Genomic DNA, 17,998 nt, shown 5'->3' with positions numbered 1-17,998 from the left:
TCGGGCTTTCCTTCCTAACTATTTAATCCAACAATTCAGGGTTGTTTAGGATTAACTCTATCTTTTTTATAATTATTGTAATCTGATTCATTTGTGTTTCTATGTTCCTAAAGAAGAGACTAATATCCCTATTAACCCAACTTTCAGAAATTACTCTTGCCCCCAAACTTATTCTCAAAACTGCACTTTGAAAATTATTGCCATATTTTACATTAACAGGTTGCCCAATATGGCATTTTTGAGAAGCAAGCCTAATGATTTCTACAGGTGAATCCTCAAATTTGTTGGATATGTCTGAATTAAGCAATATGTAGACTTTTTTTACTTGATCAATAGATAATGCTTTTTCATCTTTAAGAATAAAAAAAGGAAAAATGGTACAGATGTTTCTTAATCCAAATTCGTTGCTTTCATAAGTGTTAGTTTTTGTTTTATCTCCAAAAAGAGGTTCTAAAAAAGCGACATCTTTAATAGAGTCTTCAACAAAATTACAGAACATCTCAATTCCCATATTTCTGTACAAAATAGGTGTTTTATAATATCGATCCATTTCAACTATAGCAGCATTCCAGCGCATATTGCATCCATAATTAAATCCATCCGACAAATCTTTGGAACAAAACCATGATGCTGGCCAATCGCTATGATTGTAATAATTGGCCAATCCTTTTGGTATAGTAATTCTTACAGAATTAATAGCTTTACTAACTTTTTTAGGCAGGATTAATGCTCCTGAATAAGGAGGTCCTGTAAAGTATTTGCTTCCGGTTATTGTAATGATATATCCTTTATTTAAATAATTTTGTATGTCTTTTGGGTCTAATCTAAGCTGTGACGCATCTACAATAATCTGCATGGATAAATTGTCAAGGGTATTCAAGCTTTTAATTATCTCTTCGCTTGGTGATTGATACCCTAATTTTGACTGATCCATTACATGCAATACAATGTGCCTTCCTAATTCATTAGTTTTTGAAATTGCCATAAAAACCTCCGAATCCAATTGGAATGAGGATTTTAATTCGCCGTTTTCGTCTCTTAAAGGAATTTTAATCAAATTAATATCTCTAAATCCTTCAATTTTATCTCCTTTTGTAACAGGATGATTTAAAGCTGTGGTGTTTTCAAAATGGCACCCTTTTAATGCTGCAGGTACGCCGCTTCCCGTTTCATCAGAAGCCACTAAAACATGCGTAATTTCTTTATCGGTAATAATTTGAGTAATGGCCGCTATTTGAAGAGCAGAATCAGTCCCCGATGGTGAAAAAATTATTTGGCATTCATCACTTATTTTAAGGGTTTTTCTGAGGTTGTTTTTTAACAATTCTGAAAATGCCATTGTTGTATTTTTGAAACCCTTTTTTAAGCTATTTTGAATTAAAATACGTCTAACTTTATCTGTTTTATCAAAAGCAAAATTAGAGATGCTTGTTGCAGTTGATGAGGCAAAAGTAAACGCATCTGGTCTTGGAAATGGCCGGCAGCCATATTTGTTTAACAATTCAATTTCGTCAATATTCAATCTAAGATCCCCGCCTGACATTAATAAATATTCAGTTGGTTTAGCTAGATTTTCAAGAATGGGTTCCCAAGATTTTTCAAATACTTTTTTGGAATTATTTACTCCATGTATAGATTCTAGTTCTCCGTGTTTTATTAAAGATTCAATATCCAAAGGTTCCTCATTTTTAATCATGTCAATTAAAAAATGATTGAGTTCTTTTAATTTTTCCTTATCCTCTTTTGGCAATATTTCATAAAATATTTTAGTGACTTTTAGAGCTGCTATATCGCATAAAAGGGTGTCTGATTTATCTTTCCCTAAAGCTTTGTACCAAAGCTGCCATTCAATTCCATATCGTAAATAAATTAAAGCTAAAACGGGTTTGTCTAAAAACGATGAACCGATTATAATTGATTTGTTGGGAACAATTTTAAACAGGTTTTGTTCATTATTTGAAGTAATAATGTTTATGTTGTTGATCTTTGGTACGGTATTAAATCTCTTTAAAACCCTAACCAAATAACTTATGTTTTCTTTTTCAAATAAACGTGTTCTTTTATATTGATTTTCAATAAGTATATTATTTGTCATTTGTATTGTAATTAAAACTTTAAAATTAATCTAATCTGCCTGCTTCTATATTTTATTTATTGAAAATCTGGATATTTATGAGTCAAAACGCTAAACCAAAGCCTTGTAACTGAAATGAATTGTTTTGAGTGCTTCGGTTTCTAATGAAAGTACAAACAATAGTAACACTTTTAATTTTTAAAGAACGCACATTTTTTTGATTTCTTTTGATTAGATACTGTGTCTCCATGACATTTTCAGACATTTGCATTATTTCGTGCTAACGGCTGTCATGCGATTTATGATTCCTTTTTTTATCAATATTATATTTGATTGCAAACATGTTTTCCTTCATGTTCTTTGTGATGGTGACAGCCCTCCCCCGAATCAGTTATTTTACCTTCCAAAAAGCTTTCGACAAGTTGAAGTACATCGCCTGAACAGCCACGATAAACTTCGATACCGTGATTTTTCAGCACATTTAATGCCCCAACTCCCATATTTCCTGCAAGCATTACACTAATGCCTTTTTCTTCTAATATAGCTCCAATATTACTTTTGCAGCCGCAGCCCTTCGGCGAGGGCAACATTTCAGTTTGTTCAATCTTTTTATTTGCGTTTACTGTAAATACAGTGTACGCATCACAATGTCCAAAATGATTATCGACAACATTTCCGCTTGTTGGTACTGCTAATTTTATCATAATGGTTGTTTTTTACTCGTTTTTATTACATGATTTGAATATGGGAGGGTATTGATTATCTTCTCCTTTTTTTGATAAATACAGTTGATGATGATAACTTCCTTCCCGAATCATTTTTTTTCTGCATTGCGGACAATCATTTTCTCGACATGGTTGTCCTTCTGTGTGGGGAATCTGTGTATTGCAATGCAGACAGATACAATATCCGATGCTGTCATTTGTTTCCATTAGGTTCAATTTTTTTATTTAATTTTCGTAAAAGACTAGATTGACAGTAACTGCAGAAATCAGTTTCCTCTTTATTAATGTTCAATTTTAAGCAATTTTCGCACTTGTACCAGTATTCGTCTGTGTGGTAATTTCCCCCTTCAATAAAAATCGCTTTACCTTCAACAAAAGCTTTGGCAATTGCTCTCCTTGCTTTTTCATATATTCGGGTAAATGTTGGTCTTGAAACGTTCATTTGTTCGGCGGATTTTTCTTGCGTTAATCCCTCGTAATCTGAAAGTCGTATTGACTCGTATTCTTCGTACAACAAAATAACAGGTTCTAAATCCGTCATAGCGATTCCAAAAGGCCTAAAACCTTCCATTATTGGTGGATTTACAATGGTTCTATTTAGCTTCGGTCGTGGCATTATTCAGTTGCTGTTATAATTAATAAAAGTTTATTGTGGCACAAAAATACAAATAATTATGAACAAATGTTCATAATTATTTGTATTTTTGTGTGTACTAATTTTAAAAATAGTACTGGGGTACAAATAAGATTTATTAGTATCACTAGAGTTTTAGGCAAAATAATTGCATTACTCCAGTTCAGTTTATCAATGATTTCATCATTAATAGACCTATAAATAGCATTAAAATTCAAATACAAATTTCGCCCATGCGGGTTAAAAAATATACTTTATTAATTATAAAATAAGTTCAAATGAAAACATTATTAATGAAAACGGCAGTAATTCTATTTGTCTTTTCAAGCTGCAACAAACAAAATTAAACTAAACTCGAAACTGATTTCTCAAGTGCTACACAAATCAATAATAACCCAGAAGGTTTAAAGTTGATGAAACAGAATTGTTATGCATGCCATAGCGTAACATCTAAATCTCATGCTGAAATTATTGCTCCGCCAATGATTGCTGCAAAAAAAGATACTTGATGCAATACAATACCAAAAAGGACTTTGTAAATGCAATTGTTGCTTACACGAATGATCCTAAAGCAGAAAATGCATTAATGTTTGGAGCAGTAAATAGATTCAAACCAATGCCTAAACTAAATTACAAAATCAATAATTTAAAAAAAATAGCATCATACATTTATGATAATCAAATTGAAGCCCCAAAATGGTTTCAAAACCATTTCCAACAAAACCAAAGGAACGGACAAGGTATGGGAAATGGGTAAGGCATGGGTACAAAAACAAACTAATCTATAAACAATCATTAATATAAACTCGTTAGGGTGAAATTAATTTGAAGTAAAATTCCGGATTAGATATTAGTCAAGATACTGAAATTTAGCATTTTTATTTTTTAAAAAAGCTATTGTCTTAAAGATAAAAAACAACTATGGCTGATTATGTTGCTTGCTGATTGATGATCAGACATATTTATGCTAAAACATCTGAAGATTTAAAAAATAGAATTTTAGTAAAAACAGTGGCACTAATTCTAGTTCAGATTGTCAATAAATTGTTCTTTGATAGACCAATAAACTCTTAAAATAATCTACTTTCATTCAACTGGTAAAATAAATGAACAATTAAATATCAGCTAAGGAAATCAAAATCAATATTTTTTAAAGCACTTTACCCTAGGTGCTTTTTTCATTTTTTTAGGTTATTTTACCTTATGTAAAAAGGCATATTAATCATATAGTATGGTTTAACAACACGGGCAATCAATAGGTCTCTCTCCGGTCGTTCGCTTTGTTCCGTTCGGCTGTTCCTGTCGGTTGTCGGCCGAAAAAGCAGCCACCCTCCATTCCACAGTCAACTCGTTATCATCTTCACACGCTCTATTCCAGCTGATGCTACAGCAGAAGATAAATCGCCTGCTGGTGCAACAGGGTCTTTGCGTTCACTGCAGAATATTCCATCAATCCAACTATCTTCATGTGCTGTTAGACGTATGTCATAGATATTAATATCAGGATCATCGGTTTCAGGTAAAGTTACGGGCTCGTCCCAAAAACGAAAATTATCGATACCTGTTTCGCATTCTGCAATTGCAAAATACGATTTCCTATCATTACCTTCAACACTTACAACCACTACATTTCATTGCTCCCGCGTCCAATGTAGCATTGACACCAATGCGTTCGGGCAAATAAGGGCTTTTTTCTGCATTGAAATCGTAACGCCAATTTAAAGGAATATGGTCAGATGTAATAATTGGAATAATATAACGATCATAAATACCGTTCCATTGGTTGATGCGTTATTTCTTCTTTGAATTTATGATTCTTGCGTTGCTACAAATATTTTTTTTTTTGATCAAATGTCTTCATTTAATCAAGCTGTACATAACCCCAATCTTTAATTATAGAAATGGAGTGCAACCCTTTTTTTGAATAAAATTTACCAGCTTTAATATTACCCCAATTGGACTGAGATGGAAATAGTATGGAAGCGTATTTTTGATTATCAACAAAAATGCTGTTTTTTTTTTACTGTATACAGATGCAAATCGTAAATCAACATCATAGTAACCATCTTCTTCAATCGGGATACTAAAATTAATATTACCCGCATTTGTATTTACGTATCCAGTTCCTGAAAAATTAGTAATACTTGTTTCAACAGCTGCTCCATCAGTTAATTGAGCGTTTTCGGCTTCAAAAATTTTTCCTTCAGGAACTACAGCAAAGGCAGTTTTGAAAGTTATATTTATACTTTTGCTAAAATTGCAAGCCGCATCGCTTATTGCATTTGCAGGAATTTGAAGAATATAATCTGCTGCATACTATAATGCGGCTGTAATTTGAAGTTTTTTTTGGTTAGCCGATACTTCTACAGGCTGATTGTTAAGTGTCATTACTGCATTGGATTTCAAAACTATGTTTTCAGAAAAAAACATAAGAATTCTCGTATAAAAATTTACATTAGTCTTGTTATTGGCTGGGGTGCTTACAACTAAAGCAGGTGCAGTTTTATCTGAATTACCAACTGTTTCATCCGTTTTGCTGCATCTGAGGAATAGGGTAAAAGATCACAGTGTTAGCAGTAGTGTTTTAAAAAGTCTAAATATTTTAATACTTATAAAATTTATATTATTCTTAGTGATTCAATTTCGGCAGTTTTGTATAAGTTTGACGTGATTTCTAAAATTTCGTGAACAGCATTTAAATCAGAAAGTGGCGGCACTTTTTTCAAAATATTATCTGAAAAAGCTTTTGATAGCCGCACAAAAGATTCCATATAATCATTCATTTTCATTATTTTTTTATCGTTAAAATACAGAGCATCCGTTAAAACGATGCTTCCATATGTGCCTAAAATTCGAATACCATTTATCATCTTTGAATGATCTTTTGACCACGATTGCATCAGTACTGCCATTGCCCCATTAACAAACTGCATACTCAGTTGCATTGTATCTTCGCAATCCATACTTTTTAAGATAGTCTTTGATTTAAAGCTTGATATTTTAACTGGTTTACCTAATAGATACAGACATTGATAAATTAAATGATGTCCACTGTCAAACATTGCTTCCCCTTTGCTTAATTCACTATTTGGGTTCCATCCTAAAAGATGATTATTAGAAATTGAATGTGAAGAAAGAAATGAAGCATGTATTATCTGGCCAATTCTCCCATCCTCGATTAGCGCTTTCACTTTTTTCATCGCTTCATTATAAACAAAATTGTGTGCAGGAAAAATAGAAATCCCTTTCTCCTCACTTAGCTTTTCAATAGCTGCAAGTTGTTTAATATCTGTAACAACAGGCATATCAGCTAGCACATGTTTACCATTATTGATGGCAGCTACAATATGTTCAAAATGAAGTGAATTGGTACTGCTTATAATTATAGCATCAATACTTGGGTCTGAAACCAGCTCGTTAAAATCATTGTAAGCTTTGATATCAAATCCCTTACATTTTTTCTTTAACGACTCTTGTTTCTCGCGATATTTGGGATGACTAAGATTATAAGTATGGCACATCCCTGAAATAACTGCATTTCTGTTTTGCTTAAAGGCTTTATAATGACAATCAGTTACATATCCAGTTCCTACTATTCCTATTCGTAATTTCCTCATGTTTCATTAGATGTTTTGGGAATAATTTATAAACAATACTACTATCTAAATGGCTCATAATTGGTTAATTGAATATCATCAAACCAAGCCTCAACAAAACCTTTAGGAGAAGAAGAACTCAATCTAAGTCCAACTTCAAAACATTTTGCTATGTCTTCTTTTAAATTAAAATCTCCTTTTATAACACCCCAGTTTTCATATTCCAGGTCACTAAATTTTACTTTTACAAACTGCCACTTTTTAGATGTAAGCGGAATCATCTTTGTTGCACCCCATTTGGATTTATGCCCTTTGTTTAATACTAGAAAGTGCAACATTAAAGTATCACCTTCGCCAGCTTTACACCAAAAGGACATCCAGGTTTTCTCTTTAAAATTCATCCAGGTTTTTTCCATACCCTCCACCGCTAATGTATCGGCTTTTAAATCTGTAAACCAAGCAAATGGCCTGTCTTGAGGGACTAAGTTCCAACGAACGTGTAACGACACTTTTGATTTTACAGAATATTGATTTGATTTCGTTTCATCATAAATAAATTTTACATTTTCATTATCCCGCCACCAGTTCACAGTTGAAGGCTTATTTTCAAAATTGGAAATCATCAATTGTTGCTTTTGAGAAAAAGCATACAAAGACCCTAAAATCATAAAAAACAGAAAAAAGTTTTTATTTGTAATCATTTGATTTTTAGTATTAATTCTTGTTTTGGAGCAATATTTATTTTGTCTAAGCTAAAAACTTTTTCGGGAGACAAACTATATTGTTCCGTACGATAAACTTTTAAACCAGTATCAAGAAGTTGCAGCTTACCCTTTACTTTATTGGTGTCAATATTCTGAAATTGAATAGGAATTGCTGCAGAAGAGGAATTATAAACATACACATAAGTTGTTTCTCCACAACGAACAGCGTAAATTTCCATACCCTTCTGTAATGGTTTAACCTCAACAGTTTCGAATTTCCCATTTCCATCTGAAATCATTTGATCATTCACTTTTTTTACAATTTCAAAATAGGAGATCATGCCACGGTTCTCAAAAAATTCCCACCACCAGCTCATCGGTAAAACTGGTGTTGGACTAAATAATCCAAGCCATAAAGAACGACGGAAATCATTATCCATCTCTGGGGCAAATTCATTAAAATTTTTACTCCAGTCCCATTCATAACCTGATTCCCCAATAATATAAGGCTTGTTATGGTTTTTGGTATACGTAATTAAAGTTGAAGGAATACCCGTGGCATTTTTATAAATATGCCGTTGATTGACATCAATATTTTTTAAATCATTCAAGCCTGGAATATCTCGATGAGAAATACTGGTAGTTATAATATGATTATAAGGATCTATCGTTTTAAGAAAAGTACTCATTTCGTTGTGCCAATCTGTAACGATTTCTGGAGATATCTGTTCATCAGACCCACCATTATACATGGCATTATCAACCTCATTAAAAAATTCCCAACATGCAATCGATGGGCTGTAACCGTATCGAGCGACCATTATCCTCAATTTGTTTTTGTATTGTGCTCTTGCAGCAGGCAAAGAAAAGAATTCAGAAGGCGTTTTGGCAAATCCTCCGTTTTTGATGTTATAATTACTTGTTTCCCAGCCCGAACCCATTAAACCTACATGGCTTTCTAGTGCTAACATAAAATGTATTCCCAACGAATCGCAGAGCTCTACCAACTCATCCATTCTTTTTAAGCCACTTTCATTAAAATGGGACTCGCTATTTTGATAGCGGCTGTTATTTTGCACTTTTTTCCAATCGACAGGCAAATTCCAGTAAATCATCCAAGTTCTAAAGAAATTACCTCCATTGGCTGCTAATTTCTTAATCATATATTCATAATTAAAGCGCTTATCCTCGTGTAATTGCTTGAAGTAACGGGAATCATCCAAATCACGCGATTCCCAACAAATATTCATACCAATGCCTCTAAATATTTGACCAGTATCGTATTGAAAAGACCATAAATTATTTGTACTCAGAAATCCAAGAGCTTTGGATGGTTTTGCACTAAAAACCAGAGGAGTTGTTGTAAAAACAATTTTTAAATCTTTCTTGAGTTCGAATTGATAACTGTAGGCTCCTCTTTCTCGTGGTGTAAAACGTGCTTTCCAAAGTGATTCCTTCCCACTGCTACCAGATTCAAAATAACATGGCAAAACTATTTTTTTACCAGAGGGCGTGGTGAGCAACATATCAAGGGTAATTTCATTCATATTAAATGGATCCTCAAAAGTTGCATTTAAGCCGATGTTCCATTCGGCTTTTAGATATTGATTTACTTCCTTATTTAGCAATATCGAATGTTGTATTTGAGCATTCAGAAATAGTGTAAAAATTAAAGATGCCGTAATAAATATTTTATGTTTCATTATTTTTGTTTTAATCATTCAATAAGGTTGGATTGGTTTTAGCTTAAACAACAGAATATTGTATTCATTTTCAATTTTTAATTTGTAATGAATTTTAAGACCTCTTTAAAATTTTCATTGTGTAATGTTATAAAGTAAACTCCTTTTGCAATCTTATTATGAAATAAAATATAGCTTTTGACTTCAGAAATAGTACCCCGCTGTATAAGCATACCTGCTGAATTAAAAACATCGTAAGTTAATGGTAAGAATTCTGATGCGCAGAATAACTCCAAACTTTCATTTCTATTAACTATGGTTGATGATAATTTTAGCTTACTTAAATCAACTGTATTTAAAGCATCAGGTGCAGCTCCATACACTTCAAACTCAAAAATAGAATACCCCCAAGTAGTAGTTCTTTCAATACCGTTAAATCGTATGTACTTACCGCTGCCACTCAGTCCACTTAGTTGATCAGTCCTTTCACCTGCAGGCATATTCGATTTTGTTGCAAGCATTCTCCAATTTAATCCATCATCTGACACTTCAATAGTGTAACTTTTAGCCGAAGCAGCCTCCCAAACAAGGACGACCTGTTCTATATTGTAAATCTGCCCTAAATCAATTTGATACCATTGTGGGTCGGCATATTGGCTAGACCAGCGGGTAGCTAGATTTCCATCAACCGCATTGGCTGCTGTATTTCCCAGATTAGCTTCAGTTGATGATACGGTAAATGGTTTATTTAAACTTAAACTCTTGCGTTTGACATTCACTGTAAATCGAGCCGTTTTGATTTGTAAAGTATTGGTAGTAACAGTCAGCAATATTTCGTGTGTTCCCAGTCCCAACTCAATTTGTGCTTCTACGCCTGTCGCTTTTTCTACTCCATTTTCAGTCCATGAATACGAAATTATCTGACTATCAGGACTATTGCTGCGCGAAGCACTGAATGCAACTACTTCTTTTCCGTTACCATCGTTATCGAAGACAATAGCCGGTGCATCAATGTATGCCTTAGGACCTGATTGCAGATCATCAAGGGTAATTACCCGTGGGTCGTTATACACTCTATAAATCCATTCAGCTGTATTTTTACCATTTTGCTGACTTGGGTCATTAATCATATAAGCCCAAGTAGCAAAATACAACCAGGGTTGTTGTGCTAAAATATCTGGATCAATTAGTTTTCCATCTTCTGCCAAAGCAAAAAGTTTTCCTTTTGATCCGAAAAGCTGCTGATATTGACTCCATGATCCCGAGCTTTGGTTGTAATCTGGATAATCCCACGCAATGATATCCACTACATCGTCACCTGGATACCAGTTTTCTTTGGTCGTCCCATAGCTGTTCCACACCCAAATTAGATTATTAATTCCGTGATGTTTTACTAAACGATCGTATAGAAGACGGTAAAGCTGGGTGCATGCTGTTCCAGTTTTTGCTCCCCACCAAAACCACTTTCCTTCGGCTTCATGCAATGGCCGCCAAATCACGGCAATACCCTCGCTTTGCAGACGCAATAGTTTCCCTGCTACAATATCGATGTCGCGAATCAAAAGCTGATAATCTTCGCTAGTTGGATTGTTTAAGGCATACTCTAAGTCGAAAGTAGTGTTTTTTGTATAAAAGGCTTGCCAAGTGCTGAAATTGCTGTTTTTGGGAGCGTCCCAATGCCAATGCATTTCCAAGATACCTCCTTTGTTTTTTACCCAGTCAATTCCTAATTCTGTAGTTTCGTCTGGTTTTGCACCGTTTGCTACGCGCCAAGGCATGGAGTTCATAAAATCAAGCGATAAAATGGCGGGTTGCTTACCGTGGCTGGCGTCGCTGATACGTGTTAACCAATTTTCGCCGACACTTTCAAAAGCCTGACCTGAGATAATTTTTTTACCATAATTATCGTCCAGAAAAGCTTTTAATTTCTTAGCCTCTGGAGTGGCGTTTGAATTTACCAACGGCTGCGCACTCACGTAAAATGATAACAGCATCAAGAAGCTAAATAATAATGTTTTTATATAATGCGATTGTTTTATCATGTTGATTAGTTATTTATTATTATTCAATTTATTGGTCTTGGTGGTATTATTTTATAGAAACACCGCTTGAGCCTTATGCGGTATAAAGCATTGAAAAAAAACATATTTTTTTACAAATACTTTATTCGTCATACATTTCAATCTTTAGTTTATTATGAATTTTAAAACTTCATTAAGACATTTATTCTTTAAAACCATAAAAAACTCTCCTTTTCCAATCCTATTTTGCAGTGATAAGGAACTTATGACTTGTGAAACAGTGCCTCTCTGAATAATCATTCCTGCTATACTAAAAGGTTAAAAGTAAAATGTCTGATTCACACAATAAATCCAGTTTTTCATTCCTACTTTTAATCTTTGACTGTAATTTTAGCTTATTTGAATCAACTATTTTTAAACCTTCGAAGGTGGTATCGGATAGACTTTTTAGTAAAAAAATTTCAATATTGCTTAATTATTTTAAAATTTTTTCTATCCTCCCAATTTCACTTTCTTCAAAAGCCATATTTTTCAAAGAATTAACATTGTCAACTAATTGTTCTACACTGCTTGCACCAATAAGGACTGATGTAATTCTGACGTCTTTCAGCAACCAAACAATAGCCATTTGAGCTAATGATTGATTACGTTCTTTTGCAATTTCATTTAGAGCATTAATTTTTTGCAGAATTTCAGCATTGATTTGTTCTGATTGTAGAGCGCCTGTAACTTTTCCAGCTCTTGAATCTTTTGGAATTCCATTCAAATATTTATTGGTGAGCATACCTTGAGCTAAAGGCGAAAAGGCAATACAACCCATTCCTTTTTCTTCAAGTACTTCTAGCAATCCGTTTTCTGTCCAACGTTCGAACATGGAATATTTTGGCTGATGTATCAAACAGGGTGTCCCCATTTTAGCTAGAATATCTGCAGCACGAGAAGCTGTCTCAGCCGGATAATTCGAAATTCCTGCATACAATGCTTTGCCACTACGGACGGCATAATCCAATGCTCCCATGGTTTCTTCAAGTGGCGTTTCTGGGTCAGGACGATGCGAATAATAAATATCTACGTAATCAACCTGCATTCGTTTCAAGCTTTGGTCTAAACTTGCCAGCATGTATTTGCGTGAACCAAAATCGCCATAAGGACCAGGCCACATATCGTATCCAGCTTTGGTTGATACAATCAATTCATCGCGGTATGATTTTAAGTCCGTCTGCAAAATTCTACCAAAATTTGTTTCGGCTGAACCCGCTGGGGGACCATAATTATTTGCTAAATCAAAATGTGTTATTCCCAAATCAAATGCTTTATGAATAATTTTTTGATAGTTGACAAAGGTATCAACATCTCCAAAATTATGCCATAAACCAAGGGAAAGAGCAGATAGTTTTAGGCCACTTAGCCCGCTTCTGCGGTATTGCATTTCATTGTATCTTTCAGAATTTGCTTTATACATTTTATTTTACATTTTTTAAAATTGAAGAATAACTTGATTCACCTGCGATATTAACTCCTTTAATTCGATAAAAGTAAGTTTTACCTTTTTCGGCATTTTCGTCAACATACAAAACCAACGGTTCAGAAGCTTCGGGCGAAGGTTCAAATTTTACAACATCGGCTAATACAGAATCTTCTAATCCAGTAGCAATTACTTTCCATGGACCTGTAGCTGTCTGCCCACGTTCAAGAACATAATAAGATGCACCTGTGCTGCCTCGCCAAGTAAAACCATGCTTTTGGTTGAATAATACTGGTGCTGGTGTTGGTTTTTCTATAGATGCCAAAGGAATTTCTCTTATCAAATAAGATTCTTTGCGAAGTAAATCTAGTAATCGTACTTCATCGTATACAAATCCTGCTGAAAAACCTGGAACATGAAATGAATTTACTGGTGTTCCGCCTTCATTATGGTAATACCAGCCTCCATCTCGGCGATGACTGCGTATGCTCCACATTAATCCGCCTACAATTTCGGTTTCGCGAATGGTTTCCATAAGTTCACGGATATTTTCTGTTGTACCCAATCCAAATTCGTCAATCATTAGTGGTTTACGACCTTTAGTCTTTAAATAGGATTCTTTTGCAATTGGCGCCAACTGCCAAGGATTTCCTCCCATACGATTCCAATACTCATACAAATGATCACTAATTATATCAATATTAGGGTCGGCAATTAATTTTTCACGGTCGGCACCTCCAGCCTCCATTATTAGGTGATTCGGATCCACTTTTTTAATGTATTCTGCCATTTCAAGACTCCAATCAAGGATTTTTGGTGTCCATTCGTCGTATTTCAAACCTCTGTCTCCAGGATAACTGCCGAATTCGTTACCCAATTGCCAAGCTAAAATAGCAGGGTCATTTTTGTAGAGAATTCCGTTAACAGTATTTTTACGGTTCAATATAAAATCTAAAAAGTGCTTAAAATCTGCTTTCTGTTCTTGGTCTGTCCAGAATGCACCTTTTGGTTTTCCTGCAATTGTGGAAAACTCATCTACACCGCGAATACCGGCAAAGGTTTGAGATGCAATAAAGGGTATAATCAACCTCACATCATATTCATGGCTTAAAGCAATAACTCGGTCTAAGCAACGAAAAGCTTCTTCATTGTACTTACGATGTCCCTCGATGTAAACTGGCATTCCATTATCGAGTGGAGAGTATATGGAAAGTGAAAATGTTCGGGTGGCACGGCCTCCTAACCGGTGAATACCGTCGAGTAAATCACGAATCTCATATTCGTCTGGAAATCTGTTTGTACGGTCAATACGTATTTGGGATTCATTTTGTTGTATATTAGGAGCAGCAAGTCCCAAAAACCGGAATACCTTGGTACCTTCATAAAGCTTGTCGCCATTCCGAGTAATAATTGGCCAAGAGGCATTTTGTACTTTAGTTTGAGCTATTGCAGGTATTGTACCCATTACTAATAGGGTCACTATAATGATTGTTTTTATTGTATTTCTTTTATTGTTCATATCTCTATTTTCTAATTAATTATTTTCTACTATTGTAATGGCTTTTGCTACAATATCTAAATCATTTTCACCTCTAAAACCACTAAAACCGATAAATAGTTTTGATCCGTTTTTTAGCGTAATAGGTTGACCACCTTCCCAACCGATAAGATCGGGTTTGCTTATTCCAAAAAAATCTTCGTCAAATTCCTGATTATACAGTTTTACCTCGTATTCGCCAGTTTTCATACCTGTAATCCAAACCTGACTCGCCTTGATCCAAGCATTTTTATAAAAATTCCGACCCGTTAATTTATCATCACCCCATATTTTACCTTGAAGACAACCCTCTTCGTCAATAACACAAATGGCTACATTACCATTTGCAAATGCATCAAGTGGATTTTTGGAATAATCAGGAATTAACGATTCAATAGTCTTAAAAAATTGATGTACAAAATTATCTTTCATGTTGATTTATCTTTTAGATTTTCTTTTTTCGTGCTTCATTATAGTCCCAATTATTAATTTTACAAACTGCTCTTGCATGATCGTCCCAGCTTGGTTCATTCGGATTATAACCTTCTGGAAAACAATCAATCGCTAAATACTTCAAAGTATCATTGCCTTGACTAAAAGTTTGGTGGTAACAATTACGGGGAATATGTACAAAATTGGTAGGCAATAAATCGAAAACTTCCTTTTTTCCCAACCGTTCAATGGTTAACTTTCCATTGCCGGAAAGAATATAAAAAAGTTGTTCCGCATCGTCATGTATCTGCCGATTGGTAAATTTATTTGGAGAAATTTGAACAATAAATGCTTCCGAATCTTCAGCATTTGATCTGTCCATGACTAAAAGGTTATCATGTGTTGGAAAATAGTATCCAGGTGTTTGCTTGTTATCTGTAGAAAATACAATCTTAGACTGTAAAGGATCTTTTGCTTTGAATTCCTTTGTGATATCAAGGTAAAAGTATGTAAAACCAACTCCTAAAATAATACCAGCTATAGTTGCAATAATGATTTTATTCATTTTTCAAAATATTTAATATTAATACAATTTTTGTCTAATCGGTTTATTGTTCCAACCTTCAACCAGTAAATAGGTTTGTTCATCATTATTGTTTTCAAAGCTCAAATTAATTGTCTTTTTTTCTCCAGGAAGCAATGAAAAGTAATTGTCACTATAAAAAACGGGCAACACACTCTCACCTTTGTTATTTTTAATTTTAAGTTTATTTAATAACGATACATAAGGTGTGTTGTTCTCAATATTTACTTTTACCAATACAGTTTCTCCTTTATTTACAATTTCATGTTTTATACTTACTTCAGCCATAGGCATTGTATTCAAATCCTGACAACTGCCATTGTTGTTTTCGAGCCAGTAAAAATTATCTACGATTTCATTGTTGTTTATTTTTGCTTCTAATTTTAAAAAATGAACTTCCTTGTTCTCGTAGGGTTTCAACTTAAAGCAAGTTATTGCTGTACCTAATTTAATATCAATTGTCGTTTCTTGCTCCGATATTTTGATTCCATTTATATCACATAAAATTGCTTTTACTCTTACTGCTTTTACTGTTTTTGCGGTATTGTTTGCTAAACGAATTTCATTGTTTCGAGGCTCGTATAGAATATGAATTGGACGACAAGCTTTCTTTACTGCAAAATAAGAAGCTGTGTATTCAAAATAATGATCATACAACTGGCAAATCATAGAAGGCCAGGCAGCTTGACTCATCCAAAGCAACACACCACTTCCCTGATTGCTTTGCAAACATTCAAACATAGCACTTGCCGATTCATAATTAAGCAGCTGGGCCCTACGCGAATAATCATCCACATTTGCTGGCTCTCCAAAGCGAGTCTCTATTATTTTTGTAAATTTTTCGGAACGTCCCCACTGATAATCATGTATAGCCCACATATCATTGATAGGCCATAGTTTGTCTTCAGGCAGCATTCGCCTCATACTTTCGACTTCCGGAAAGGCAATAATTCCCAATTCACTATGAAGAGTTACGCCACGATTTTCGAAATACCAATTTACAGGACGCACATCGTAGGGTCCTAAACCAGTAACTAGACCATCGGCTGATTCAGAGATATATAAACGTGTTCCATCAAATGCTTTGGTGGCTTCTTTCATTGCTGCGTCTAAATCGGCTGGCGGAAGTCCTTCGTTTCTACCACAATAAAGCGCTACAGATGGATGTTTTCGCACCCATTTAATTTTATCACGAACATTGTTCATAAACATAGTCGTATCTTTCGGAGTAGGGCCATCAACTGGATTGGCAAGCCAGAAATCGTCCCAGATCAGAATTCCATATTTGTCGCAGGCTTTATAAAAATCTTCATGCCCCGTTTGTCCCACCCAATTTCGAATCATATTAAAATTTGCTTCTTTGTGAAGTCGGACTCTTAAATTGTAACCAACGGAGTCACAACGCAGCATTGCTTCGGGTAATCCCCAGTTTCCTCCTCTGATCAAAATTCGCAAACCATTACAATACAAAAACAAAATATTATTTTTTACTTCGGAAGTTATTTTTCTGATTCCGAAATTAAACTCCTGTAGGTCTGAGAGAGTATTGTTTTGAATAAAGCTAATTTTTGCGTTATAAAGATTTTGAGCACCGTAGCCGTTGGGCCACCAAAGCTTTGGATTGCGAATATTTAATTCTTTAAATTTAGAGGGTAGTATTTCAACAGGTTTTAATTCTCTAGGGCTTAGTGTTATTGGATAAACCAAACTAACCCCTTCAAATTGGACTTTAAGTGCGCCAGTTACAACTTGGTCAGTATGGTTTTTTAGCGATGTTCTCACCGTTAAAGCCGCTTTTGTGGTGTCTGGTAAAGACAGTACGGTACTTATCCAAGAATCGTGTATGCTCACATTTTCGTATTCATTTAATATTACATCATTCCAAATACCTGTATTGCGTCCACGCACAATCGGCAGCCAATTCCACCCTGAAGCCGCAAGAAAAGCTGGGCTGTCCAGACCTGAAATATCACCATTTGTAGTTGGAGCTCCCAAATATTTATGGGTTACTTTTCCTTTTCCTGATTGCCAATTTTCAATATGATGTACAAGTACAGCCAAAGCATTCTTTCCTTCGGCATTTATAAGTGCAGTAATTTCAAAATTAGCCCGTTGAAAAGCGCCCTCTATTCTTCCTAATAATTTTCCGTTGAAATAAACATCTGACTTCCAGTTTATTCCTTTAAATTCAATAAAATATCGTTTGTTCTTTTTATATGTAAATCCACTAATATTTTTTCGATACCAAAAGTCGTTACCTGAAAAAAAAGAATCAGGAATAGCATTCATGTTGTCAGCAAAAAAGGGGTCTGGGAAAATGCCTGCATTAATGTAGGGCTCTAGTACAGTGCCCGGAACTTTTGCTTTTAACCAATTCGTATCATCATAGGCAGGAAGAGATATCCGCTCGCCAGTATCATAAACAAACTGTGCTTGCTGTATATGCCAATTACTGCCATTCAGACTAATACCATTCGAACTGAATGCCACTACAGGTATCATTAACAATAAAAATATATTTGTTTTAAAAAATGACATGAGTTTA

The 17,998-nt window shown here is 34.5% G+C and carries 15 protein-coding genes and 1 pseudogene; 1 reads left to right on the top strand and 15 read right to left on the bottom strand.

The features are described from left to right. Nucleotides 1-22: 22 nt before the first annotated feature. From OLM57_RS11295 to OLM57_RS11285, 3 genes are all read right to left on the bottom strand, one after another. Nucleotides 23-2,095 (bottom strand): hypothetical protein, encoded by a 2,073-nt coding sequence (locus tag OLM57_RS11295; RefSeq protein ID WP_264563801.1) that lies wholly within the window; start codon nt 2,093-2,095, stop codon nt 23-25. A 302-nt stretch (nt 2,096-2,397) separates the two neighbouring features. Further along, a complete protein-coding gene (locus tag OLM57_RS11290) occupies nt 2,398-2,778 on the bottom strand; it encodes a NifB/NifX family molybdenum-iron cluster-binding protein (protein WP_264563800.1) in 381 nt (126 codons plus the stop codon). Nucleotides 2,779-2,992: 214 nt separating this feature from the next. Beyond that, entirely contained in the window at nt 2,993-3,415 is a 423-nt protein-coding gene (locus OLM57_RS11285; RefSeq protein WP_264563799.1) for a DUF134 domain-containing protein, read from the bottom strand. A 526-nt stretch (nt 3,416-3,941) separates the two neighbouring features. On the opposite strand from OLM57_RS11285, the gene OLM57_RS11280 reads away from it, so the two are divergent. Continuing rightward, complete coding sequence (locus tag OLM57_RS11280) at nt 3,942-4,190, top strand: hypothetical protein (protein WP_264563798.1); 249 nt, start codon at nt 3,942-3,944, stop codon at nt 4,188-4,190. 586 nt (nt 4,191-4,776) lie between these two features. On the opposite strand, the gene OLM57_RS18685 is transcribed toward OLM57_RS11280, so the two are convergent. The 12 genes and pseudogenes from OLM57_RS18685 to OLM57_RS11230 all read right to left on the bottom strand — a co-directional run bounded on the left by OLM57_RS18685 (nt 4,777) and on the right by OLM57_RS11230 (nt 17,991). After that, complete coding sequence (locus tag OLM57_RS18685) at nt 4,777-5,058, bottom strand: hypothetical protein (RefSeq protein ID WP_319800247.1); 282 nt, start codon at nt 5,056-5,058, stop codon at nt 4,777-4,779. Between the two features lie 268 nt (nt 5,059-5,326). Further along, the gene (locus tag OLM57_RS18710) at nt 5,327-5,575 is read right to left on the bottom strand and encodes a hypothetical protein (RefSeq protein ID WP_413614347.1); all 249 of its coding nucleotides are present in this window, start codon (nt 5,573-5,575) and stop codon (nt 5,327-5,329) included. A gap of 174 nt (nt 5,576-5,749) precedes the next feature. After that, nucleotides 5,750-5,881: pseudogene (locus OLM57_RS18705) on the bottom strand (hypothetical protein); the annotation flags it as partial. A 170-nt stretch (nt 5,882-6,051) separates the two neighbouring features. Next, nucleotides 6,052-7,050, bottom strand: coding sequence for a Gfo/Idh/MocA family protein (locus tag OLM57_RS11270; protein ID WP_264563797.1), 999 nt, complete (start codon nt 7,048-7,050; stop codon nt 6,052-6,054). Between the two features lie 41 nt (nt 7,051-7,091). Next, nucleotides 7,092-7,730, bottom strand: a complete 639-nt coding sequence (locus OLM57_RS11265) for a hypothetical protein (protein ID WP_264563796.1) — start codon at nt 7,728-7,730, stop codon at nt 7,092-7,094. Continuing rightward, nucleotides 7,727-9,436 carry a glycoside hydrolase family 5 protein gene (locus OLM57_RS11260; protein ID WP_264563795.1) on the bottom strand — a complete coding sequence of 570 codons (1,710 nt, stop codon included), beginning with the start codon at nt 9,434-9,436 and terminating at the stop codon, nt 7,727-7,729. The genes OLM57_RS11265 and OLM57_RS11260 overlap by 4 nt, the downstream gene beginning before the upstream one ends. A 77-nt stretch (nt 9,437-9,513) precedes the next feature. Beyond that, nucleotides 9,514-11,457 (bottom strand): glycosyl hydrolase, encoded by a 1,944-nt coding sequence (locus OLM57_RS11255; protein ID WP_264563794.1) that lies wholly within the window; start codon nt 11,455-11,457, stop codon nt 9,514-9,516. Nucleotides 11,458-11,911: 454 nt separating this feature from the next. Continuing rightward, a complete protein-coding gene (mgrA, locus tag OLM57_RS11250; RefSeq protein WP_319800276.1) occupies nt 11,912-12,865 on the bottom strand; it encodes an L-glyceraldehyde 3-phosphate reductase in 954 nt (317 codons plus the stop codon). 34 nt (nt 12,866-12,899) lie between these two features. After that, the gene (locus tag OLM57_RS11245; protein WP_264563792.1) at nt 12,900-14,420 is read right to left on the bottom strand and encodes a cellulase family glycosylhydrolase; all 1,521 of its coding nucleotides are present in this window, start codon (nt 14,418-14,420) and stop codon (nt 12,900-12,902) included. A 15-nt stretch (nt 14,421-14,435) separates the two neighbouring features. Further along, nucleotides 14,436-14,870 (bottom strand): hypothetical protein, encoded by a 435-nt coding sequence (locus OLM57_RS11240; RefSeq protein ID WP_264563791.1) that lies wholly within the window; start codon nt 14,868-14,870, stop codon nt 14,436-14,438. A gap of 13 nt (nt 14,871-14,883) precedes the next feature. After that, nucleotides 14,884-15,435, bottom strand: coding sequence for a cupin domain-containing protein (locus OLM57_RS11235; protein WP_264563790.1), 552 nt, complete (start codon nt 15,433-15,435; stop codon nt 14,884-14,886). Between the two features lie 18 nt (nt 15,436-15,453). Continuing rightward, entirely contained in the window at nt 15,454-17,991 is a 2,538-nt protein-coding gene (locus OLM57_RS11230) for a glycoside hydrolase family 2 protein (RefSeq protein ID WP_264563789.1), read from the bottom strand. Between the last annotated feature and the right edge of the window lie 7 nt (nt 17,992-17,998).

Origin of the sequence: Flavobacterium sp. N3904, from assembly GCF_025947305.1 — a bacterium.
In the GTDB taxonomy this organism is placed as follows: Bacteria; Bacteroidota; Bacteroidia; order Flavobacteriales; family Flavobacteriaceae; genus Flavobacterium.
This window is presented reverse-complemented; position numbering and strand designations above follow the sequence as displayed.

Bases quoted from the DNA above. Each gene is read 5' to 3' on its own strand.
- OLM57_RS11295 (WP_264563801.1), bottom strand. From the start codon at position 2,095: ATGACAAATAATATACTTATTGAAAATCAATATAAAAGAACACGTTTA.
- OLM57_RS11290 (WP_264563800.1), bottom strand. From the start codon at position 2,778: ATGATAAAATTAGCAGTACCAACAAGCGGAAATGTTGTCGATAATCAT.
- OLM57_RS11285 (WP_264563799.1), bottom strand. From the start codon at position 3,415: ATGCCACGACCGAAGCTAAATAGAACCATTGTAAATCCACCAATAATG.
- OLM57_RS11280 (WP_264563798.1), top strand. From the start codon at position 3,942: ATGCAATACAATACCAAAAAGGACTTTGTAAATGCAATTGTTGCTTAC.
- OLM57_RS11270 (WP_264563797.1), bottom strand. From the start codon at position 7,050: ATGAGGAAATTACGAATAGGAATAGTAGGAACTGGATATGTAACTGAT.
- OLM57_RS11265 (WP_264563796.1), bottom strand. From the start codon at position 7,730: ATGATTACAAATAAAAACTTTTTTCTGTTTTTTATGATTTTAGGGTCT.
- OLM57_RS11260 (WP_264563795.1), bottom strand. From the start codon at position 9,436: ATGAAACATAAAATATTTATTACGGCATCTTTAATTTTTACACTATTT.
- OLM57_RS11255 (WP_264563794.1), bottom strand. From the start codon at position 11,457: ATGATAAAACAATCGCATTATATAAAAACATTATTATTTAGCTTCTTG.
- mgrA (WP_319800276.1), bottom strand. From the start codon at position 12,865: ATGCAATACCGCAGAAGCGGGCTAAGTGGCCTAAAACTATCTGCTCTT.
- OLM57_RS11245 (WP_264563792.1), bottom strand. From the start codon at position 14,420: ATGAACAATAAAAGAAATACAATAAAAACAATCATTATAGTGACCCTA.
- OLM57_RS11240 (WP_264563791.1), bottom strand. From the start codon at position 14,870: ATGAAAGATAATTTTGTACATCAATTTTTTAAGACTATTGAATCGTTA.
- OLM57_RS11235 (WP_264563790.1), bottom strand. From the start codon at position 15,435: ATGAATAAAATCATTATTGCAACTATAGCTGGTATTATTTTAGGAGTT.
- OLM57_RS11230 (WP_264563789.1), bottom strand. From the start codon at position 17,991: ATGTCATTTTTTAAAACAAATATATTTTTATTGTTAATGATACCTGTA.